This window comes from Streptomyces sp. NRRL WC-3626 (assembly GCF_000718785.1).
Taxonomy (GTDB): Bacteria; Actinomycetota; Actinomycetes; order Streptomycetales; family Streptomycetaceae; genus Streptomyces; species Streptomyces edwardsiae.
On sequence record NZ_JOCA01000014.1, the window covers coordinates 78,941 to 95,593 of the forward strand.

16 protein-coding genes are annotated in these 16,653 nt (G+C 72.9%); 9 read left to right on the forward strand and 7 right to left on the reverse strand.

Annotated features, from left to right (window positions below; genetic code table 11):
- The first annotated feature begins 160 nt into the window (after positions 1–160).
- Both IF28_RS0121615 and IF28_RS0121620 read left to right on the forward strand, forming a co-directional pair.
- Positions 161–1,273 carry an aminoglycoside phosphotransferase family protein gene (locus IF28_RS0121615; RefSeq protein ID WP_030222947.1) on the forward strand — a complete coding sequence of 371 codons (1,113 nt, stop codon included), beginning with the start codon at positions 161–163 and terminating at the stop codon, positions 1,271–1,273.
- Positions 1,274–1,626: 353 nt separating this feature from the next.
- Positions 1,627–3,537 carry an N-acetylmuramoyl-L-alanine amidase gene (locus tag IF28_RS0121620; RefSeq protein WP_030222950.1) on the forward strand — a complete coding sequence of 637 codons (1,911 nt, stop codon included), beginning with the start codon at positions 1,627–1,629 and terminating at the stop codon, positions 3,535–3,537.
- Positions 3,538–3,592: 55 nt separating this feature from the next.
- Here the strand turns inward: IF28_RS0121620 and IF28_RS0121625 are convergent, their stop codons facing one another.
- From IF28_RS0121625 to IF28_RS0121640, 4 genes are all read right to left on the reverse strand, one after another.
- Complete coding sequence (locus IF28_RS0121625) at positions 3,593–4,090, reverse strand: hypothetical protein (protein ID WP_030222954.1); 498 nt, start codon at positions 4,088–4,090, stop codon at positions 3,593–3,595.
- Between the two features lie 57 nt (positions 4,091–4,147).
- Positions 4,148–4,741, reverse strand: coding sequence for a CGNR zinc finger domain-containing protein (locus IF28_RS0121630; protein WP_030222957.1), 594 nt, complete (start codon positions 4,739–4,741; stop codon positions 4,148–4,150).
- A gap of 193 nt (positions 4,742–4,934) precedes the next feature.
- A complete protein-coding gene (locus IF28_RS0121635; protein ID WP_030222959.1) occupies positions 4,935–5,825 on the reverse strand; it encodes a universal stress protein in 891 nt (296 codons plus the stop codon).
- 138 nt (positions 5,826–5,963) lie between these two features.
- Entirely contained in the window at positions 5,964–6,206 is a 243-nt protein-coding gene (locus IF28_RS0121640) for a DUF397 domain-containing protein (RefSeq protein ID WP_030222962.1), read from the reverse strand.
- Between the two features lie 231 nt (positions 6,207–6,437).
- On the opposite strand from IF28_RS0121640, the gene IF28_RS0121645 reads away from it, so the two are divergent.
- A complete protein-coding gene (locus IF28_RS0121645; protein WP_030222964.1) occupies positions 6,438–8,219 on the forward strand; it encodes a sulfatase in 1,782 nt (593 codons plus the stop codon).
- A gap of 178 nt (positions 8,220–8,397) precedes the next feature.
- Positions 8,398–9,699 carry a phenylacetate--CoA ligase PaaK gene (paaK, locus tag IF28_RS0121650; protein ID WP_030222967.1) on the forward strand — a complete coding sequence of 434 codons (1,302 nt, stop codon included), beginning with the start codon at positions 8,398–8,400 and terminating at the stop codon, positions 9,697–9,699.
- A 15-nt stretch (positions 9,700–9,714) separates the two neighbouring features.
- On the opposite strand, the gene IF28_RS0121655 is transcribed toward paaK, so the two are convergent.
- The 3 genes from IF28_RS0121655 to IF28_RS0121665 form a co-directional block, all read right to left on the reverse strand.
- Complete coding sequence (locus tag IF28_RS0121655; protein WP_030222971.1) at positions 9,715–10,293, reverse strand: TetR/AcrR family transcriptional regulator; 579 nt, start codon at positions 10,291–10,293, stop codon at positions 9,715–9,717.
- Between the two features lie 76 nt (positions 10,294–10,369).
- Positions 10,370–11,938 carry a phytoene desaturase family protein gene (locus IF28_RS0121660; protein ID WP_030222974.1) on the reverse strand — a complete coding sequence of 523 codons (1,569 nt, stop codon included), beginning with the start codon at positions 11,936–11,938 and terminating at the stop codon, positions 10,370–10,372.
- 48 nt (positions 11,939–11,986) lie between these two features.
- Positions 11,987–12,358: a ferredoxin gene (locus IF28_RS0121665; RefSeq protein WP_030222976.1), complete on the reverse strand. Its 372-nt coding sequence runs from the start codon at positions 12,356–12,358 to the stop codon at positions 11,987–11,989.
- A gap of 91 nt (positions 12,359–12,449) precedes the next feature.
- Between IF28_RS0121665 and IF28_RS0121670 the strand changes: the two genes are divergently transcribed.
- The 5 genes from IF28_RS0121670 to IF28_RS0121690 all read left to right on the forward strand — a co-directional run bounded on the left by IF28_RS0121670 (position 12,450) and on the right by IF28_RS0121690 (position 16,618).
- Positions 12,450–12,827, forward strand: coding sequence for a DUF6479 family protein (locus IF28_RS0121670; protein WP_030222979.1), 378 nt, complete (start codon positions 12,450–12,452; stop codon positions 12,825–12,827).
- 178 nt (positions 12,828–13,005) lie between these two features.
- The gene (locus IF28_RS0121675) at positions 13,006–13,512 is read left to right on the forward strand and encodes a SigE family RNA polymerase sigma factor (RefSeq protein WP_030222981.1); all 507 of its coding nucleotides are present in this window, start codon (positions 13,006–13,008) and stop codon (positions 13,510–13,512) included.
- 11 nt (positions 13,513–13,523) lie between these two features.
- Positions 13,524–13,997 (forward strand): hypothetical protein, encoded by a 474-nt coding sequence (locus tag IF28_RS36485; RefSeq protein WP_051713822.1) that lies wholly within the window; start codon positions 13,524–13,526, stop codon positions 13,995–13,997.
- A gap of 63 nt (positions 13,998–14,060) precedes the next feature.
- A complete protein-coding gene (locus IF28_RS0121685) occupies positions 14,061–15,344 on the forward strand; it encodes a glycosyltransferase (RefSeq protein ID WP_030222987.1) in 1,284 nt (427 codons plus the stop codon).
- Positions 15,341–16,618, forward strand: coding sequence for a membrane protein (locus tag IF28_RS0121690; RefSeq protein WP_030222989.1), 1,278 nt, complete (start codon positions 15,341–15,343; stop codon positions 16,616–16,618). The genes IF28_RS0121685 and IF28_RS0121690 overlap by 4 nt, the downstream gene beginning before the upstream one ends.
- Positions 16,619–16,653: the final 35 nt, after the last annotated feature.

Consider the following 16,653-nt stretch of genomic DNA (forward strand, 5'->3'; position numbering starts at 1 on the left):
CGCCAGGGTGCGCCAGATGGTGTGCCAGGGGACATCGGGTGTCGAGTAGGAACGCGCCACCACGACCCCGTCGCACAGGGGCATTCCCCCAGGGTGCGTCCGGGCGGCCGGGCCGGGTGGTGCACTGACGTCGCAGGCACACGAAGGGATCTGTTCACCCATGTACGCAGCATCGTCCTCCGTGTCCGCACCGCCCCGGCCCCTGCGTCCGCGCCCGGCGGACAGCGGGCCCTATCTCGCCCCGGCGCGCCCGGCGGCGCCCGTCCTCGGCGCCGGCACCGTACGGCGCACCGCGGCCCCGGGTGCCCAGCCGCTCAGCGGGCGGCTCGATCTGTCCGGCCCGCAGGGCGCCCAGCTGCGCACGGCGATCGCGTCGGTGCACCGCATCTGTCCGGAGTTCGCGCCGGTCCAGGTGCTGCGCCGCAGCGGGCGGTCGGTGCTGCTGGTCGGCACCACCGGGCGGAGCACCGCGGTCGCGAAGTGCTTACTGGACCACTCCCCCGCCTGGAGTGAGCGGATCCGCCACGAAATAGCGGCATACCGCTCGTTCGTCCGGCACCGCCCGCCTGTGCGGGCGCCCCGGCTGATCGCGGCGGATCCGGACAACGGCACGCTGGTGATCGAGCGGCTGCCCGGCAGAGTCGCGGCGCTCCAGCGGCACCCGGTGGAGGCACCGCCGCGGGCGGACATCCGGGCGGCGCTCGGCGCGATCTGCCGGCTCAACTCCTGGCGGCCGCCGGCCGGGACGTTCGACGCGCCGCTGGACTACGCGGCGCGGATCTCCCGGTACCACGAGCTCGGGCTGCTCACCGACCGGGACCTGGGCGATCTGCAGAAGCTGCTGCACGGCATCGCGCTGGCGAGCGGGCGGCAGGGCATGGGCCAGTTCTGCCACGGCGACGCGCTGCTCAACAACATCCTGATGTCACCGGCCGGTCCGGTGCTGGTGGACTGGGAGCACGCGGGCTGGTACCTGCCGGGGTACGACCTGGCGACGCTGTGGTCGGTCCTCGGGGACGCGCCGGTGGCGCGCCGGCAGATCAGCCAGATCGCGCAGTCGGCGGGGCCGGCGTCGCGTGACGCGTTCCTGGTGAACCTGATGCTGGTCCTGACGCGGGAGATCCGTACGTACGAGACGGCCGTGCACCGGTCGATGCAGGACGCGACCCCGGCGGCGGCGTCCGGCGAGGAACACCGCCTCCTTCTCCGCCGCCTCCACGACGACTGCCAACTGGCCCGCAAAGCAGTCCGAGCAGCAGTAGGCACCCGCTGACCGCAACCGCAGCCGGCCAAGCTCCCCCACACCTCCACGCAACCTCTACGCCCCGCTGCGGGCAATCGTGCCGCAGGGCGATGGGGGTACCTCCCGCTCGAGCGAAGTCGAGAGTGGGGGAGGGTGGGCGCGGCGGCACCTCGTACGCGCCGAGCGGCGCAACTCCACCCGCCCCACCGTCACAGGCGTACACCACTGACGCCCCGCAGGCCCGGCAACCGCCGGTACGAAAGCGACGCGCACCCCGATTGACAAGGTAATACGCACCCTCCTGGGCATGATTGACGGATTATCGGCCGACGGGTACCACTGACCCACCACCCCGGCTCACGTCACCCGCCCAGGAGACCGCATTGAGACAACCCGTCCGCATCCTCGCCGCAGCCGCCCTCACCCTCCCCCTGCTGGGCGCCGCCCCCGACACCACCCCACCCGCCACCGCCCACCTCCAGCAGGCGTTCGCCACCGCCGCCGCCACGTACGACGTACCGCAGAGCGTGCTGCTGGGCGTCTCCTACCTCCAGTCCCGCTGGGACGCCCACGCCGGTGCCCCGAGCGTGACCGGCGGCTACGGCCCCATGCACCTCACGGACGCCCGTACCGCCCTGGAAACCGCCACCGGCCACCACCACGCCGGCGCGGAGGACCCGCGCGGCGACGAGGCCCGCCCGTCGAAGCACCCCGAGGCGGCGGCCGATCCCCGCGACCTGCCCGCCCGCCTCACCACGCTCCCCCGGGCCGCCCGCCTCACCGGCCTCACCCCCGACCGCCTCCGCGAGGACCCCGCCGCGAACGTCGCCGGCGGTGCCGCCCTGCTCGCCGACGCGCAACGCCGACTGGGTGGACCCAGCACCGACGACCCCGCCGACTGGTACGCGGCGGTCGCCCTGTTCTCCGGCGCGGACGACACCGCGTCGGCGGCGGCGTACGCCCACGACGTGTACGAGGTGATCCGCGCCGGCGAGGCACGCGTCACGGACGCCGGACAGCGCGTCGCCCTGGACGCCCGCCCCGGCCTCACCCCCGACACCGCGGCACTGGAGCGCGCCGGACTGCGCACCCCCTCCGCCGCCGGCACGGAGTGCCCGAAGACGGTGTCCTGCGAGTGGATCCCCGCACCGTACGAGGAGTTCGGCGACGACGACTACGGCAACCACGACCTGGGTGACCGGCCCGCCTCGCAGCGCATCCGGTACATCGTCGTCCACGACACGGAGGGCGCGTGGGAGGGCGTCCTCAACATGGTGCAGGACCCCACGTATGTGTCCTGGCAATACACGCTGCGCTCCACGGACGGTCACATCGCCCAGCATGTGAAGGCGAAGGACGTGGCCTGGCACGCGGGCAACTGGTACGTCAACGCGGGGTCGATCGGCCTGGAGCACGAGGGCTTCCTGACGCATCCCGACACCTGGTACACGGAGGCGATGTACCGTTCCTCGGCCCGGCTGGTGAAGTACCTCGCCAAGAAGTACGACATCCCGCTGGACCGGCAGCACATCCTCGGCCACGACACGGTGCCGGGAACCACCCCGGCCACCATCCCGGGCATGCACACCGACCCCGGACCGTACTGGGACTGGCGGCACTACTTCGAACTGCTGGGCCGGCCCCTCGAGGCCGAGGGCGGACCGAAGAGCACGGTCGTGACGATCCGGCCCGACTACTCCGCCAACCGTCCGGTCTTCACGGGCTGCGAGAGCGCGGGGGAACCGTGTGCCACGCACGGGTCGAGCGCGGTGCGGCTGTACTCCGACCATGACGAGGACTCCCCGCTGATCAGGGACATCGGCCTCGGCTCCGCCCCGACCACGGGGGTGAACGACCTGTCCTCGCGGGTCTCCACGGGCCAGCGGTACGCGGTCGCCGACCGCTGGGGCGACTGGACCGCGATCTGGTACCTCGGTCAGAAGGCCTGGTTCAGGAACCCGGCGAAGCAGCCGACTGCGGTGCCCGCGAAGGGCAAGGTCGTCACCCCGAGGAAGGGCCTCGACTCGGTACCGGTCTACGGCAGGGCGTACCCGGAGAAGGAGGCCTACCCCGAGGGCGTGCCGGCCCAGGCGGTGACTCCGCTGCCGTACACGGTCCTCGAGGGCCAGAAGTATGTGACCGGGGGCAAGGTACCGAGCGAGTACTACTACGCGGTGACCTTCGACGAGGCGTCCCACCAGGTGGTGCGGGGCGAGGATCAGTACTACGAGATCCAGTTCGGGCACCGCGTCGGGTTCGTCCGGGCGGCCGACGTGACGGTGAGGTCGTCGTAGCGGCGCCGCGGCGGTAAGGAGAGGGCCGGGTTCCCGTCGAACCCGGCCCTTCGCGTCAGCCCTGCTGGAACAGTTCCGCGGGGAGCGGCTTGAGGAGGGCGTACAGGTCGTCGGTGATGGGGCGGTCCCAGGCGGCGATGGTCACCAGCACGTTGTCGCTGCGGTCGAACTGGACACAGGAGATGCGGCCCTCGGAGAGCTTCACGCGGCGCACGATCAGCAGGTTGTCGCCCTGCATCACGGGTACGTCCTCGGTGCCGACGACGGTGATCTCCTCGTCGTTCTCCAGCGCCAGCAGCAACTGTCCGACCTCGAAGGGGATCTCGCCCTCCGGAAGGTCCCGGGCCGGGGAGCCCTCGGGCAGATTGCCGATGACCATCGCGGGGCCCCGGCCGCCGAACAGGTCGTAACGCAGGAAGACGCCCTGGCAGCTTCCGTCGGGGGCGGGCAGCAGCCCGGCGCCCAGGTTCCCGGGCCAGTCGCCCGGGTCCATGGCCAGAACGTCGAAGTCGGGCCCGGCGGGCGTGGCACTGCGGCGGCGGAGGAACGACATGCCGCAATGGTACGTGCCCGCGCGCGTGTACGGACGGTCGGGCGAGGCCCGCCCGGGCTATCCGGCCCGCCGGTGCCGCTCGTGGTGGCGGGCGACCCGGGCGCGGTTGCCGCAGGAGGGTTTGCACCACTCCTGACGCGGGTGTTCCTTCAGGAAGTAGCGGACGCAGCGGGGGGCGTGGCAGGCGCGCAGGCGTTCGCGGTCGGGGCCGGTGAGGAAGGTGATGGTGGCGTGGGCGAGGGTGGCGGTGAGGTCGGCGCCCTCGCCCGGTGCGGGCTGTCTGTGGCTGACGGGGCCGGCCCCGTCGGGCCAGTCCAGGACCGGGACGGTGGGGGTGCGGGCCGCTGCCTCGTTCAGGCGCCGTAGGGCTTCGGCGAGGGGGAGCAGGCGGGATGCGTCGGCGGGGCTGGGCGGGGTGGGGCGGACCGCGTGGGCGAAGAGGGTGCGGACGGCCGTGCGGAGGGTGTGGACGGCGGCGAGGTCGGTCTCGTCGGCGGTGAAGGTGTCCGGGGCGGGGTGGGTGCGGGGGTGTGCGCGGACCCAGGCTTCCAGGGCAGCGGCGTGATCCAGATCGTCGGTGACTCCGCCGTTGCCGTCGTGGCGGATGGTGAGCGCGAGCTCCAGGGGGAGCGGTGTGTCTGAGTCCCGCATGCCGCTAATGATAAGGGGGCTTGCAGGCATTAGCGTCGGTGCGGGGCGGGGCCGGGCGGGGGGTGTGGCGCTGCTCGGCGCCTGCGAGGTGCCGCTGCGCCCGCCCTCCCCCACTCTCGGCTTCGCTCGAGCGGGAGGTACCCCCATCGCCCCAGCGGCACGATTGCCCGCAGTTGACGTGGTGGTGCGGGAGTTACGTCAGCTGCGCGGGTGGGATCACCGCTGCCGGGCTCACCGCGTGCAGGAGTACCGCCTGGGTCACCGAGCCCATCATGCGGGCCGGGGACAGGAGGCGGCGGCGGTGACGGCCCACGACCACCAGGGACGCGGCCCGGGATGCCTCGACCAGGTGGCCGGCCGCGTCGCCGGGGAGCACGTCCGTCCGCACGGTGACCGAGTCGTGGCGCTCCCGGTACGGGGCGAGGAAGCCGTCCGTCAGGACCCTGGTCTCGTGTTCGACCGCGTCCTGGTCGATGTCCGGCGGCGGCATCTCCCCGGGCAGCATCCAGGTCTGCAGGGGCCAGGGGTAGGCCGCGAGGACCCGCAGCGGGACCCCGCGCAGTGCCGCCTCCGCGAAGGCGAAGGCGAGCGTGGCCTCGTCGGGACTTTCGGCGTTCACCCCGACCACGACCGGCGCATCGGGCCCGGCCTGCCCCGCGCCGTCTCCCCCGCGTCCGGGCCGCGGCACCACGACGACCGGGCACTCGGCGTCACGCGCCGCGGCCAGGGAGTTGGAGCCGAGCAGCAGGCTCGCGAAGCCCCCGCGTCCCCGGGAGCCGAGCACCAGCAACGCCGCCTCCGCCCCCGCTTCCGGCAGCAGGGCGCCCGGCGCCCCCTCCAGCGGGACGTACTCGGCCGCGGAGAAGCCCGCCAGGTGTTCGCGGGCCCGGTCGAGGACCGGGTCCTCGGCGGGGTCCGGGGGCCCGGCCGCGAGTACCTCGGGCCGCGCCCAGGGGGCGTACTGGCGTACGTGCACGACCCGCAGCGGGGCCTCGCGCCGGCGTGCGGCGTCGAGGGCCCACCGAAGTGCGCGGAGACTGTCGTCCGAACCGTCGACCGCCGCGACGACCGGCTGGGTGCTCATGATTCCTCGCCTCCGGATACGACCTGCGACCTCTGTCCCGCGCCTCCCCCGCCAGCCTGACTCAGGCCGGGTCGGGGAACGGCACTTCGGATCGCGTGTCCGGAAAAACGGGCGGAACACCCCCTGCGGCGACGCCGCTCAGGTCAGGTCGAACTCCCCTTCCCGTGCCCCCGACACAAACGCACCCCACTCGGCGGGTGTGAAGATCAGACCGGGGCTCTCCGGGTGGCCACTGTTGCGCATGGCGATGAAGCCCTCCACGAAGGCGATCTGGACATCGCCCAGGCCACGGCTGCTGGACTGCCACTGTGCGTTGCTCAGGTCCAGGTCCGGCTTGTCCCAGCCCGTGAGCGGGCGCTGCTGGGTGGTGCTCTCGGCCACGTCCGTGCTCCTCCCGATTTCCGTCGTCCGCGGGTCAGCCTAGCGACCGGTCCCTGCCCCCGACAGGCCGCGCGACAAGTGCCTTCACGCGGGGGCACGGGGGACGGCGGAGGAAAGGGAACGGGTGTGCGTTGAACCGGGAGGGACACGTCGACGTACTGGTGTGGGCGGGCCCGCGCACCGGGCCCCGTTCGTCATGCCATCGCAGTACCGCACGGAAGGACCCTCCGGGTGTCGCTCTTCACTCGCCCCCGCCGACCGCAGGCCACCACCGAGGGCGAAGCGGACCAGGGAGAACCCGCCGCACCCGAAGAAGGCACACCACCTGCGGCCACACCGCCGGGATGGTTCGGCTGGCGGCACCGGTGGCCGCGCACGGCGCACGGTGTCACCGTGGGGATCACGGTCCTCGCCGGAGCGCTGGTCCTCTTCGCGCTCCTCGTGCCGAACCGGGTGGAACGCCTCGAGGCCGGCGCGTTCCTGCGGCTGCCCGCCGAGGGCATCCTGCTCGCCACGCTGCTGCTCGTGCTCAAGGCGCGGTGGCGGCGGATCACGGCCGTGGTCGCAGGCGTTCTGCTGGGGCTGCTGACGGTCCTGAAATTCATGGACATGGGCTTCTACCAGGTGCTGGCCCGCCCCTTCGACCTGGTGCTCGACTGGATCCTGCTGGACGACGCGACGGACTTCGTCCGGGAGTCGTTCGGGCGGGGCGGTCAGGTGCTCGCCGTGGTCGGGGTGATCGTGCTGTTCGTGGCCCTGCTGGCGCTGATGACACTGGCGACGGTACGGCTGACCGGGCTGATGACCCGTCATCGTCCCGTCGCCGTGCGCACGCTGCTGGTGCTGGGCGTCGCGTGGATCACCTGTGTCACGGTCGGCGTGCAGGTCGGCGGGGTGCCGATCGCCAGCAAGGGCACGGCTGATCTGGTGGGCGACCGGGTGGAGCAGGTGCGGGCGGGGCTGCGGGACGCGCGGGTCTTCGAGAAGGAGGCGTCCGTCGACGCCTTCGCGAAGACGCCGCCCGATCAGCTGTTCACCGGGCTGCGCGGCAAGGACGTCCTGTTCACGTTCATCGAGTCCTACGGCCGGGTCGCGATCGACGATCCGGCGATGGCCGGACCGATGGACACGGCGCTGAAGGAGGGCACGCGACGGCTGGAGGACGCCGGTTTCGCCTCCCGCAGCGGCTGGCTGAAGTCCCCGGTGACCGGGGCGGGCAGCTGGCTCGCGCACTCCACCTTCCTGTCCGGCCTGTGGATCAAGAACCAGCAGCGCTACCGGAGTCTGACGACCAGTGACCGCATGACCCTGACCAACTACTTCCGCAAGACCGGTGACTGGCGGACCGTCGGTATCGTGCCCGGGGTGCGGCGGGCCTGGCCGGAGGGGAAGTTCTTCGGCCTGGACCACATCTACGACTCGGAGCACCTCGGCTACCGGGGCCCGTACTTCAGCTGGACCCCCGTGCCCGACCAGTTCAGCCTGGAGGCCTTCGAGCGTCTGGAGCACGGCCGGACGGACCGCGAGCCGATCATGGCGGAGATCATCCTGGCCTCCAGCCACAACCCCTGGTCCCCCATCGCGCGCATGATCGACTGGGACGATCTCGGTGACGGTTCGGTGTTCCACGAGATCAAGAAGGAGGGCACGGATCCGAAGGAGGTCTGGAAGGACCCGGAGAACGTGCGCACCGAGTACCGGCGGGCCATCGAGTACTCGCTGAGCAGCCTCACCGAGTGGGTCGAGCGGTACGGCGACGAGAACACGGTCCTGGTGTTCCTGGGCGATCACCAGCCGGTGCCCACCGTCACCGCCGGCAGCACCGGCAAGGACGTGCCGGTGTCGATCGTGGCCAAGGATCCGAAGGTGCTGGAGCGGGTGGCCGACTGGAACTGGACCGACGGTCTGAAGCCCGCGGCCGACGCCCCGCGCTGGGGCATGGACACCTTCCGCGACCGCTTCATGACGGCGTACGGGCCCCAGGGCGGTGCCCTTGCCGCCCCGGCGCCGTGAGGACCGGCGCCACGCGAGAAAGTGCGGGCCGCGCTCTTGCCCCCGGGCGGCGCGGCCTGACTTACTGATCCCGGCGGACGACCGAATGATCGTTCGCCCGGATTGTCGCGGCGGCCGGACGGCTCGGCGACTCCGTGATGACACGGCTCGACGGCTCGACGGTGAGGAGAAGGCCCTGATGGCGGAGGCGGCGCACCTGCTGGATTCGGCGGAACGGCTCGACCCGGAGGGCCTGCGGGCGCTCCAGCTGGAGCGGCTGCGCGGCTCGCTGCGGCTCGCCTACGAGCGGGTGCCGTTCTACCGGGAGTCCTTCGACAAGGCGGGCGTCCACCCGGACGACTGCCGTTCCCTGTCGGATCTGGCCCGGTTCCCGTTCACCACCAAGGCGGACCTGCGGGCGAACTACCCGTACGGCATGTTCGCGGTACCCCGCGACCGTATCCGCCGGCTGCACGCCTCCAGCGGCACCACCGGACGCCCCACGGTCGTCGGGTACACGGAGGGCGACCTTTCCATGTGGGCCGACATGGTGGCCCGGTCCATCCGCGCGGCGGGCGGCCGCCCCGGGGACACGGCACATGTGGCCTACGGCTATGGCCTGTTCACCGGCGGTCTGGGCGCACACTACGGCGCCGAACGGCTCGGCTGTACAGTGATCCCCGCGTCCGGCGGGATGACGTCCCGCCAGGTGACGCTGATCCAGGATCTGAAGCCCTCGGTCATCATGGTGACCCCGTCCTACATGCTCACCCTGCTCGACGAGTTCGAGCGGCAGGGCGTGGACCCGCGCTCCACCTCGCTGCGGGTGGGGATCTTCGGCGCGGAGCCGTGGACGGAGCGGATGCGGCAGGAGATCGAGGAGCGGTTCGCGATCGACGCGGTCGACATATACGGGCTGTCGGAGGTGATCGGCCCGGGTGTGGCGCAGGAGTGCGTGGAGACCAAGGACGGCCTGCACATCTGGGAGGACCACTTCTATCCGGAGGTCGTCGATCCGGTCACCGGTGAGGTGCTGCCGGAGGGGGAGCGGGGCGAGCTGGTCTTCACCTCGCTGACCAAGGAGGCGATGCCGGTCGTCCGCTACCGGACGCGGGATCTGACCCGGCTGCTGCCGGGCACCGCGCGGGTGTTCCGGCGGATGGAGAAGGTCACGGGCCGCAGTGACGACATGGTGATCCTGCGCGGGGTGAACCTGTTCCCCACCCAGATCGAGGAGATCGTGCTGCGCACACCGGGCGTGGCGCCGCACTTTCAGCTCCGTCTCACCACGGTGGGCAGGATGGACGCCCTCACCGTCCGCGCGGAGGCGCGTCCCGACGCGGACGCCACGGCGCGTGAGGCGGCCGCCCGGTCGATCGTGGCGGCCGTGAAGGACGGTATCGGGGTCTCGGCGGACGTGGAGATCGTCGACCCGGAGACCCTGGAGCGCTCGGTGGGCAAGATCCGGCGGATCGTGGACCTGCGCGACAAGCGGGACTGAAGGGGCCGCCGTCGGCTACTCGGCGGCCACGATCCGTTCGACCGCCGCCGTCACCAGCCGGTCGCGTTCCTCCGGGGTGAAGACGTCCGGCAGGGTGAGCTGTTCGACGATCAGCCAGTTCAGCGCCATGTAGAGCAGCCGGACGGCCATGGCGTCACCGGGCAGGCCGGAGCCCTCGTGGTAGCGGACGTTGGCGTCGAGGTCGGCCCGGACCCGCTCGGTGAGCACCTTGCGGAGTTCCGGGCGGCGGGTGGCCTCCAGCCGGAGTTCCAGCAGCGCGAGATAGCCGGTGCGGAAGGCGGCGATACGGCCGACCAGTTCCCGCATCAGTTCCGCGTAGACGGCCCGGTCGCGTCCGGCGGCCTGCTGCCGGGCGACGACCTCGTCGTCGGGCCGGAGCCGCTCGTAGACCCGGGCGCCGGCCTGGGTGAGCAGGTCGTCGCGCGAGGTGAAGTAGTTGGAGGCGGTGCCGACGGGGACGGCGGCCCCGGTGTCCACGGCCCGGAAGGTCAGGCCCCGGGCGCCCTCCCGGGCCAGTACCTCGATCGCGGCGTCCACCAGGGCGGTCCGCCGCTGCTCGTTCCGTCTCACCACCGACATCACTCCGCCCGTTTCACGATCCCTCACACCACTGCGGGCAGAGTACTACGTCCGGAGTCGTCCGATGGTGTCAGCTCTCCCCGGCCTCCAGGACCGCCATGGCCGCGTTGTGTCCCGGTACGCCGCTCACCCCGCCGCCGCGCACGGCGCCCGCGCCGCACAGCAGGACGTTGGCGTGCCGGGTCTCCACGCCCCAGCGGCCGGTGCCGTCCTGGGCGTAGGGCCAGGACAGTTCGCGGTGGAAGATGTTGCCGCCGGGCAGGCCGAGGTCACGTTCCAGGTCCAGCGGGGTCCGGGCCTCCAGACAGGGGCGGCCGTCGGCGTCGGTGGCCAGGCAGTCGGCGAGGGGCTCGGCGAGGTGCGCGTCGAACTGGGCGAGCGTCGACTTCAGCAGTTCCTCGCGCACGGCGTCGTTGTCCCGTGCGAACAGCCGGGCGGGGGTGTGCAGTCCGAACAGGGTGAGTGTCTGGTAGCCGCGTGCGGCCAGGTCGGGGCCGAGGATCGTGGGGTCGGTGAGGGAGTGGCAGTAGATCTCCGAGGGCGGGACGGCGGGCAGCTCGCCGGCGGCGGCCTGGGCGTGCGCGGCGGCCAGCTGTCCGTATCCCTCGGCGATGTGGAAGGTGCCGGCGAACGCCTCGCGCGGGTCGACGGAGGTGTCGCGCAGCCGGGGCAGCCGCTTGAGCAGCATGTTCACCTTGAGCTGGGCGCCTTCGGCGGGCGGTGGGGGCGTGTCACCGGTGAGGGCCGCCAGTTCGCGCGGCGAGGCGTTCACCAGGACGTGCCGTGCGGCGGCGACGCCCTCGCCGCCGGCGGTGCGGTGGGTGACCTCGGCGGTGCGGCCGTCGGTGTCGATGCGCACCGCGCGGTGGCCGGTGGCGATGACCGCGCCGGCCGCGCGGGCGGCGTCGGCGAGGGCGTCGGTGAGGGCGCCCATGCCGCCGACCGGGACGTCCCAGGTGCCGGTGCCGCCGCCGATGACGTGGTAGAGGAAGCAGCGGTTCTGTGCGAGGGACGGGTCGTGGGCGTCGGCGAAGGTGCCGATGAGGGCGTCGGTGAGGACCACGCCGCGCACCAGGTCGTCACGGAAGCGCTCCTCGACGGCGGCGCCGATGGGTTCCTCGAAGAGGGTGCGCCAGGCCTCGTCGTCGCCGACGGTGCGGCGCAGTCCGTCGCGGGTGGGCAGGGGCTCGGTGAGGGTCGGGAAGACGGTGCGGGCGACACGGCCCGTCATCTCGTAGAAGCGCCGCCAGGCCGCGTACTCGCCGTCGGATCCGGTGAGCCGGGCGAAGGCCTCGCGGGTGCGCCGCTCGCCGCCGCCGACGAGCAGTCCGGTGGGCCGTCCGTCGCGTTCGGCGGGGGTGTACGAGGAGATGGTGCGGGTGCGCAGCCGGAAGTCGAGACCGAGATCCTTGACGATCTTCCGCGGCAGCAGGCTGACCAGGTACGAGTACCGGGAGAGCCGGGCGTCGACGCCGGTGAACGGACGGGTGGACACCGCCGCCCCGCCGGTGTGGTCCAGCCGCTCGAGGACCAGTACGGAGCGCCCGGCGCGGGCGAGGTAGGCGGCGGCGACGAGACCGTTGTGGCCGCCGCCGACGATGACGGCGTCGTAGGTCCGGGTTCCCTCGGGTGCGGTCATGGTCCTTCGTAACACGCGCTGATCGGCGGCGGCCAGATGCCGCCCGCCTCAGTCGAGGGTGGCGAGGAACTCGGTGCAGGCCCGTGCGCAGGCACGGCAGGACTCGGCCGTCTGCCCGGCCCCGGAGTGGGTGTCGAAGGCCTGCGCGCTCTCCAGGCACACCTGCCGGCACCACTCCACCTGGACGCGGATGATCTCCTCGTCCACCTGGTTCTGCTCGGACAGCACCCGGCAGGTCGCGTCGCAGACCTCCGCGCACATGATGCCCTTGCGCCGTACGAGTTCCTGGTTCTCCGTGCCGTCGGGGTCCACGAGGCTCGCCCGCGTCGCGCAGGCCCTGGCGCATTCGGTGCATGCCTGGGCGCACGCGAACCGGTCCTCCAGGAACCGGAACAGCTCCTTCTGCGATGTCGTCGTCACACCGCGCGGGTAGCCGCCGCCCCGGCGGCCAAACACACGCGGCCGGGGCGGGCGGGTTCGCGGACGGGGCCGGGGGTACCCGCCCGCCATGATGAACTCCGCGTGGATGGAAACGGCCGACCTCGCCGCGGGCCGCGGCGCCCTCGGTACCGGGCTGGTGGTGGCGGGACTGGTGGTCCTGGCGCTGCTGATCGGCATGTTCGTCTTCGGCAGCCGCCGGGTCAGGAACAGCACGGTGCGCCGGCCCCGCCCCGAGGAGCAGCCCCGGATGCCCGAGGGCGGCCCGGTCCGGGAGGTGCGGGAGCACCGCGAGGCCGACGAGGTGCCCCGCGACGGCGAGCGCCGGATGCCGCACGAGCTCAAGGGGAACGGCACCGTCGGCAGCCGCACCAGCGCCTCGCAGGAGCGGCCGCGCTGGGACGAGGGCGGCAGCGGCGGGTTCGGCAGCGGCGGTCCGGGCCACCACTGACGCGGGGGCGCCCCGGCATCCGGGTCAGGGGGCGGGTCGTACGTCCGTCGAGGGCGGACGGCCCGCCCCTTTCGCATGTCCGGGGGTGAGGTGGATCACAGCGCTTCGGTGCATCGTTTCGCCCTGCCGTGAGTCTTTGTCTGAGGTGTGAGGGCTTTTCGGACACGGGGCGGTGGGGATGGAGCGGTTTCGGGTGGACGGCTTCGACGAGTTCGTCGCTGCCCGCTGGTCGGCGCTGCTCCATGTCGCGCGGCTGCTCACCGGCGGCGACCGGCAGCGCGCCGAGGACCTCGTGCAGGAGGCCCTGGTGAAACTGTGGTTCGTCTGGCCGAAGATCGCCGAGCAGGCCCCGGAGGCGTATGTGCGCACGGTGCTGGTGCGGATGGCGGCCCGGTCCGCCCGCCGGCGCTGGTGGGGGGAGCGTCCGGTGGGCGAGCTGCCCGACCGGCCCGGACCGGGCGACCTGTCCTCGGCCGTCGCGGAGCGTTCGCGGCTGGAGGCCGCGCTGGCCCAGCTGCCGCCCCGGCAACGGGCGGCGGTGGTGCTGCGCTACTGCGAGGACCTGCCCGAGAGCCAGGTGGCGCATGCTCTCGGCTGTCCGGTGGGCACCGCGCGCTCGCACGCTTCGCGCGGTGTGGCGCGGCTGCGGCTGATCCTGTCCGGGACCGTCGGGGCCGTGGGGTGAGGGGAGAGGCGATGGACGACTTCGAGCACGAGCTGACCCGCATGATGCGCGACTCCCGGCAGCCGGATCCCTTCCGGGCCGAGCAGCGGGAGCGCCTGTACGAGGGCATCCGGGTCCGCCGCAGGTCCCGGATGCTGTGGCGGGCCGGCGGCTCCGCGCTCGCGGTGGCCGGGCTGAGCGTCGTACTGGCGCTGCTGCCCGGCACCGGCTCCCGGTCCGCGCCCGCCGACCGCGGGCCCCTGCCGACGACGGGGCCGACGGCGGGGCCCACTCCTCCCCCGGTCCGCCCCTCGCCGACGACGGCCCCGAGCACGTCGAAGCCGCCCGCGGGGCCCACCTCCACCACGAGCGCCGGCACCCCCGGGTACGCCCCCACGCCGACCTCGCGTCCGCCGGACGCCGGAATGTCCACGACGTCCGCACCGCCGCCCACGCAACCGGCACGGGGGCCCTCCCCCTCTTTCACGGAGGGCGGCAGCGACTAGCCTCTCTTCGCCCGCCCCGGGCCCCGTCATGCACATACGCGCCGGAAAGAGACCCCACCCGTCATGAGAACCGCGAGGCGGTCGGCCGCCGCCGACCGCAGCTCGTCCGCAGCGCGGCTGCCGCGCCGGGCGCCGCTGCCCGCGCACCATCAGGAACCCGTCCTGGACGTGGTCGTGCCCGTGTACAACGAGGAGAACGACCTGGAGTCCTGTGTCCGGCGGCTCCACGCGCACCTCGCGGAGACGTTCCCGTACCCGTTCCGGATCACCGTCGCGGACAACGCCAGCACGGACGGCACCCCGGCGATCGCGGAGCGGCTGGCGCGGGAGCTGCCGGCGACGGAGTGGATACGGCTGGCCGAGAAGGGCCGCGGCCGGGCGCTGCACACCGCCTGGTCCCGGTCGTCGGCTCCGGTGCTCGCCTATCTGGACGTGGACCTGTCCACCGATCTCGCGGCCCTGCTGCCGCTGGTGGCGCCTTTGATCTCGGGGCACTCGGACATCGCCATCGGCACCCGGCTGGCCCGTGGCTCGCGGGTGGTGCGCGGACCCAAGCGGGAGATCATCTCCCGCTGCTACAACGGGCTGCTGCGCGGCACGCTCGCCGTGCGGTTCAGCGACGCGCAGTGCGGTTTCAAGGCGGTACGGCGGGACGTGGCCGAGCGGCTGCTGCCGCTGGTGGAGGACCGGGGGTGGTTCTTCGACACCGAGCTGCTGGTGATCGCCGAGCGGGCCGGGCTGCGCATCCACGAGGTGCCGGTGGACTGGGTGGACGACCCCGACAGCCGGGTCGACATCCTCGCGACGGCGCTGGCGGATCTGCGCGGCATGGCCCGCCTCGGCCGTGCGCTGGCCGGCGGCCGGCTGCCGCTGGCGGCGCTGCGCCGCCCGGAGGAGCTGGACGAGGCGGCCGGGCTGCCGCCCGCGCTGGTCCCCCAGATGCTGCGCTTCGCCGCCGTCGGGGTCGCCAGCACCCTGTTCTACCTGCTGCTCTACAGTCTGCTGCGGCCCGCCGCGGGGGCTCAGGCGGCCAACGCGCTCGCCCTCCTCGCCAGCGCCGTCGCCAACACGGCCGCCAACCGGCGGCTCACCTTCGGGGTGCGCGGGCGCGACGGGGTGCTGCGCCATCAGCTCAAGGGCCTCGCGGCCTTCCTGGTGGGTCTCACCCTCACCAGCGGTTCGCTGGCGCTGCTGCACCGCACGGCGCCCGACGCCGGGTCCCGGGTGGAGTTGCTGACACTGATCGCCGCCAACCTCGCCGCGACCCTGCTGCGCTTCCTTCTGCTGCGGGCCTGGGTGTTCCCCGGCCGCCGCTCCCGCCGTACGACAGGATCCTCCGCCTCATGACGACCGCCCCGACCAGCCAGGCCGGACCGGCCCCGACGCCGGTGCCCCGCCCGGACACGGCATCGCCCCCGGACTCCCCCGGCCTGCGTGAGCGGCTGCGCCGCGCCGCCGCGCACTACGGGCCCGTCCTCGCGGTGTACGGCGTGCTGAAGCTCACGGGCTTCGCCGTCTTCATGTACCTGCTGGACTCGGCGGGCGACTTCCGCGGGAAGAACCCGCGGTTCGGCGGCGGCGCCCACACCTGGGACGTGCTGGGCAGCTGGGACGGCTGGTGGTACCAGCAGATCGCCCTGCACGGCTACGACCCGGCGCTGGAGCCGATACCCGGCGCCACCGGGCTGATCACCCTCCATGGCAACTCGGCGGCGTTCTTCCCGCTGTACCCGGCGCTGATGCGGCTGGTCTCGGAGGTCACCGGGCTGGGCCCGTACGGCGCCGGCATGACGGTGTCGGTCGTGTTCTCGTTCGTCGCGGCGCTCGGCGTCTACGCCGTCACCGCTCACCTCGGCGGACGCAGGGCCGGTCTGATCGCCGCCGGACTGTGGGCGGTGTGGCCGGGTTCCGGGTCGGAGTGGGCGGTGTACTCCGAGTCCGTGTACACGGCGCTGGCCGCCTGGGCCTGTTACGCCGTGCTGACCCGCCGCTGGCTCACCGCCGGGGTGCTGACGTTCACCGCCGGGCTGGCCCGGCCCACCGCCGTCACCCTGGTCGCCGCCCTCGCCGTGGCCGGGCTGTTCGCGGTGCTGCGCCGCGAGGAGGGCATTCGCCGCCCGCTGATCGCGGTGGCGATCGCCCCGCTGGGCGTGGCCGGCTATCTGGGCTGGGTGGGCTACCGGATGGGCGACTGGGGCGGCTACAACAAGCTCCAGGACGGCGCCTGGGCTCATAAGTTCGACTGGGGCCGGCACAGCCTCGACGTGCTCACCTCCGTCCCCGTCGGCCGCCACGACTACCGGTTCGCGATGCCGATGGAGGACATGATCGGGGTCGTGGTGGTGCTGCTGGTGCCGGTGCTGACGGTGCTGCTGCTGCGGCTGCGTCCGCCCGCCGTGCTGGTGGTGTACACGGTGCTGTCGTATCTGATGGTGATGGCCACCCAGCAGTACTTCGGCAACGTCTCCCGCTATCTGCTCCCGCTGTTCCCGCTGTTCATCCCGCTCGCCCTGGCCATGCGCCGGCTGAAGTGGCCGTCGCTGGCCACGGTCCTGGGCACGGCGGCCCTGGCCTCCGGTTCGTACGCCGGTTACGTGCTGTTCGAACTGGGCGTTCCGTAGGGCGGCCGTTTCGGCCGGGCGGGCCCGGGGCACCC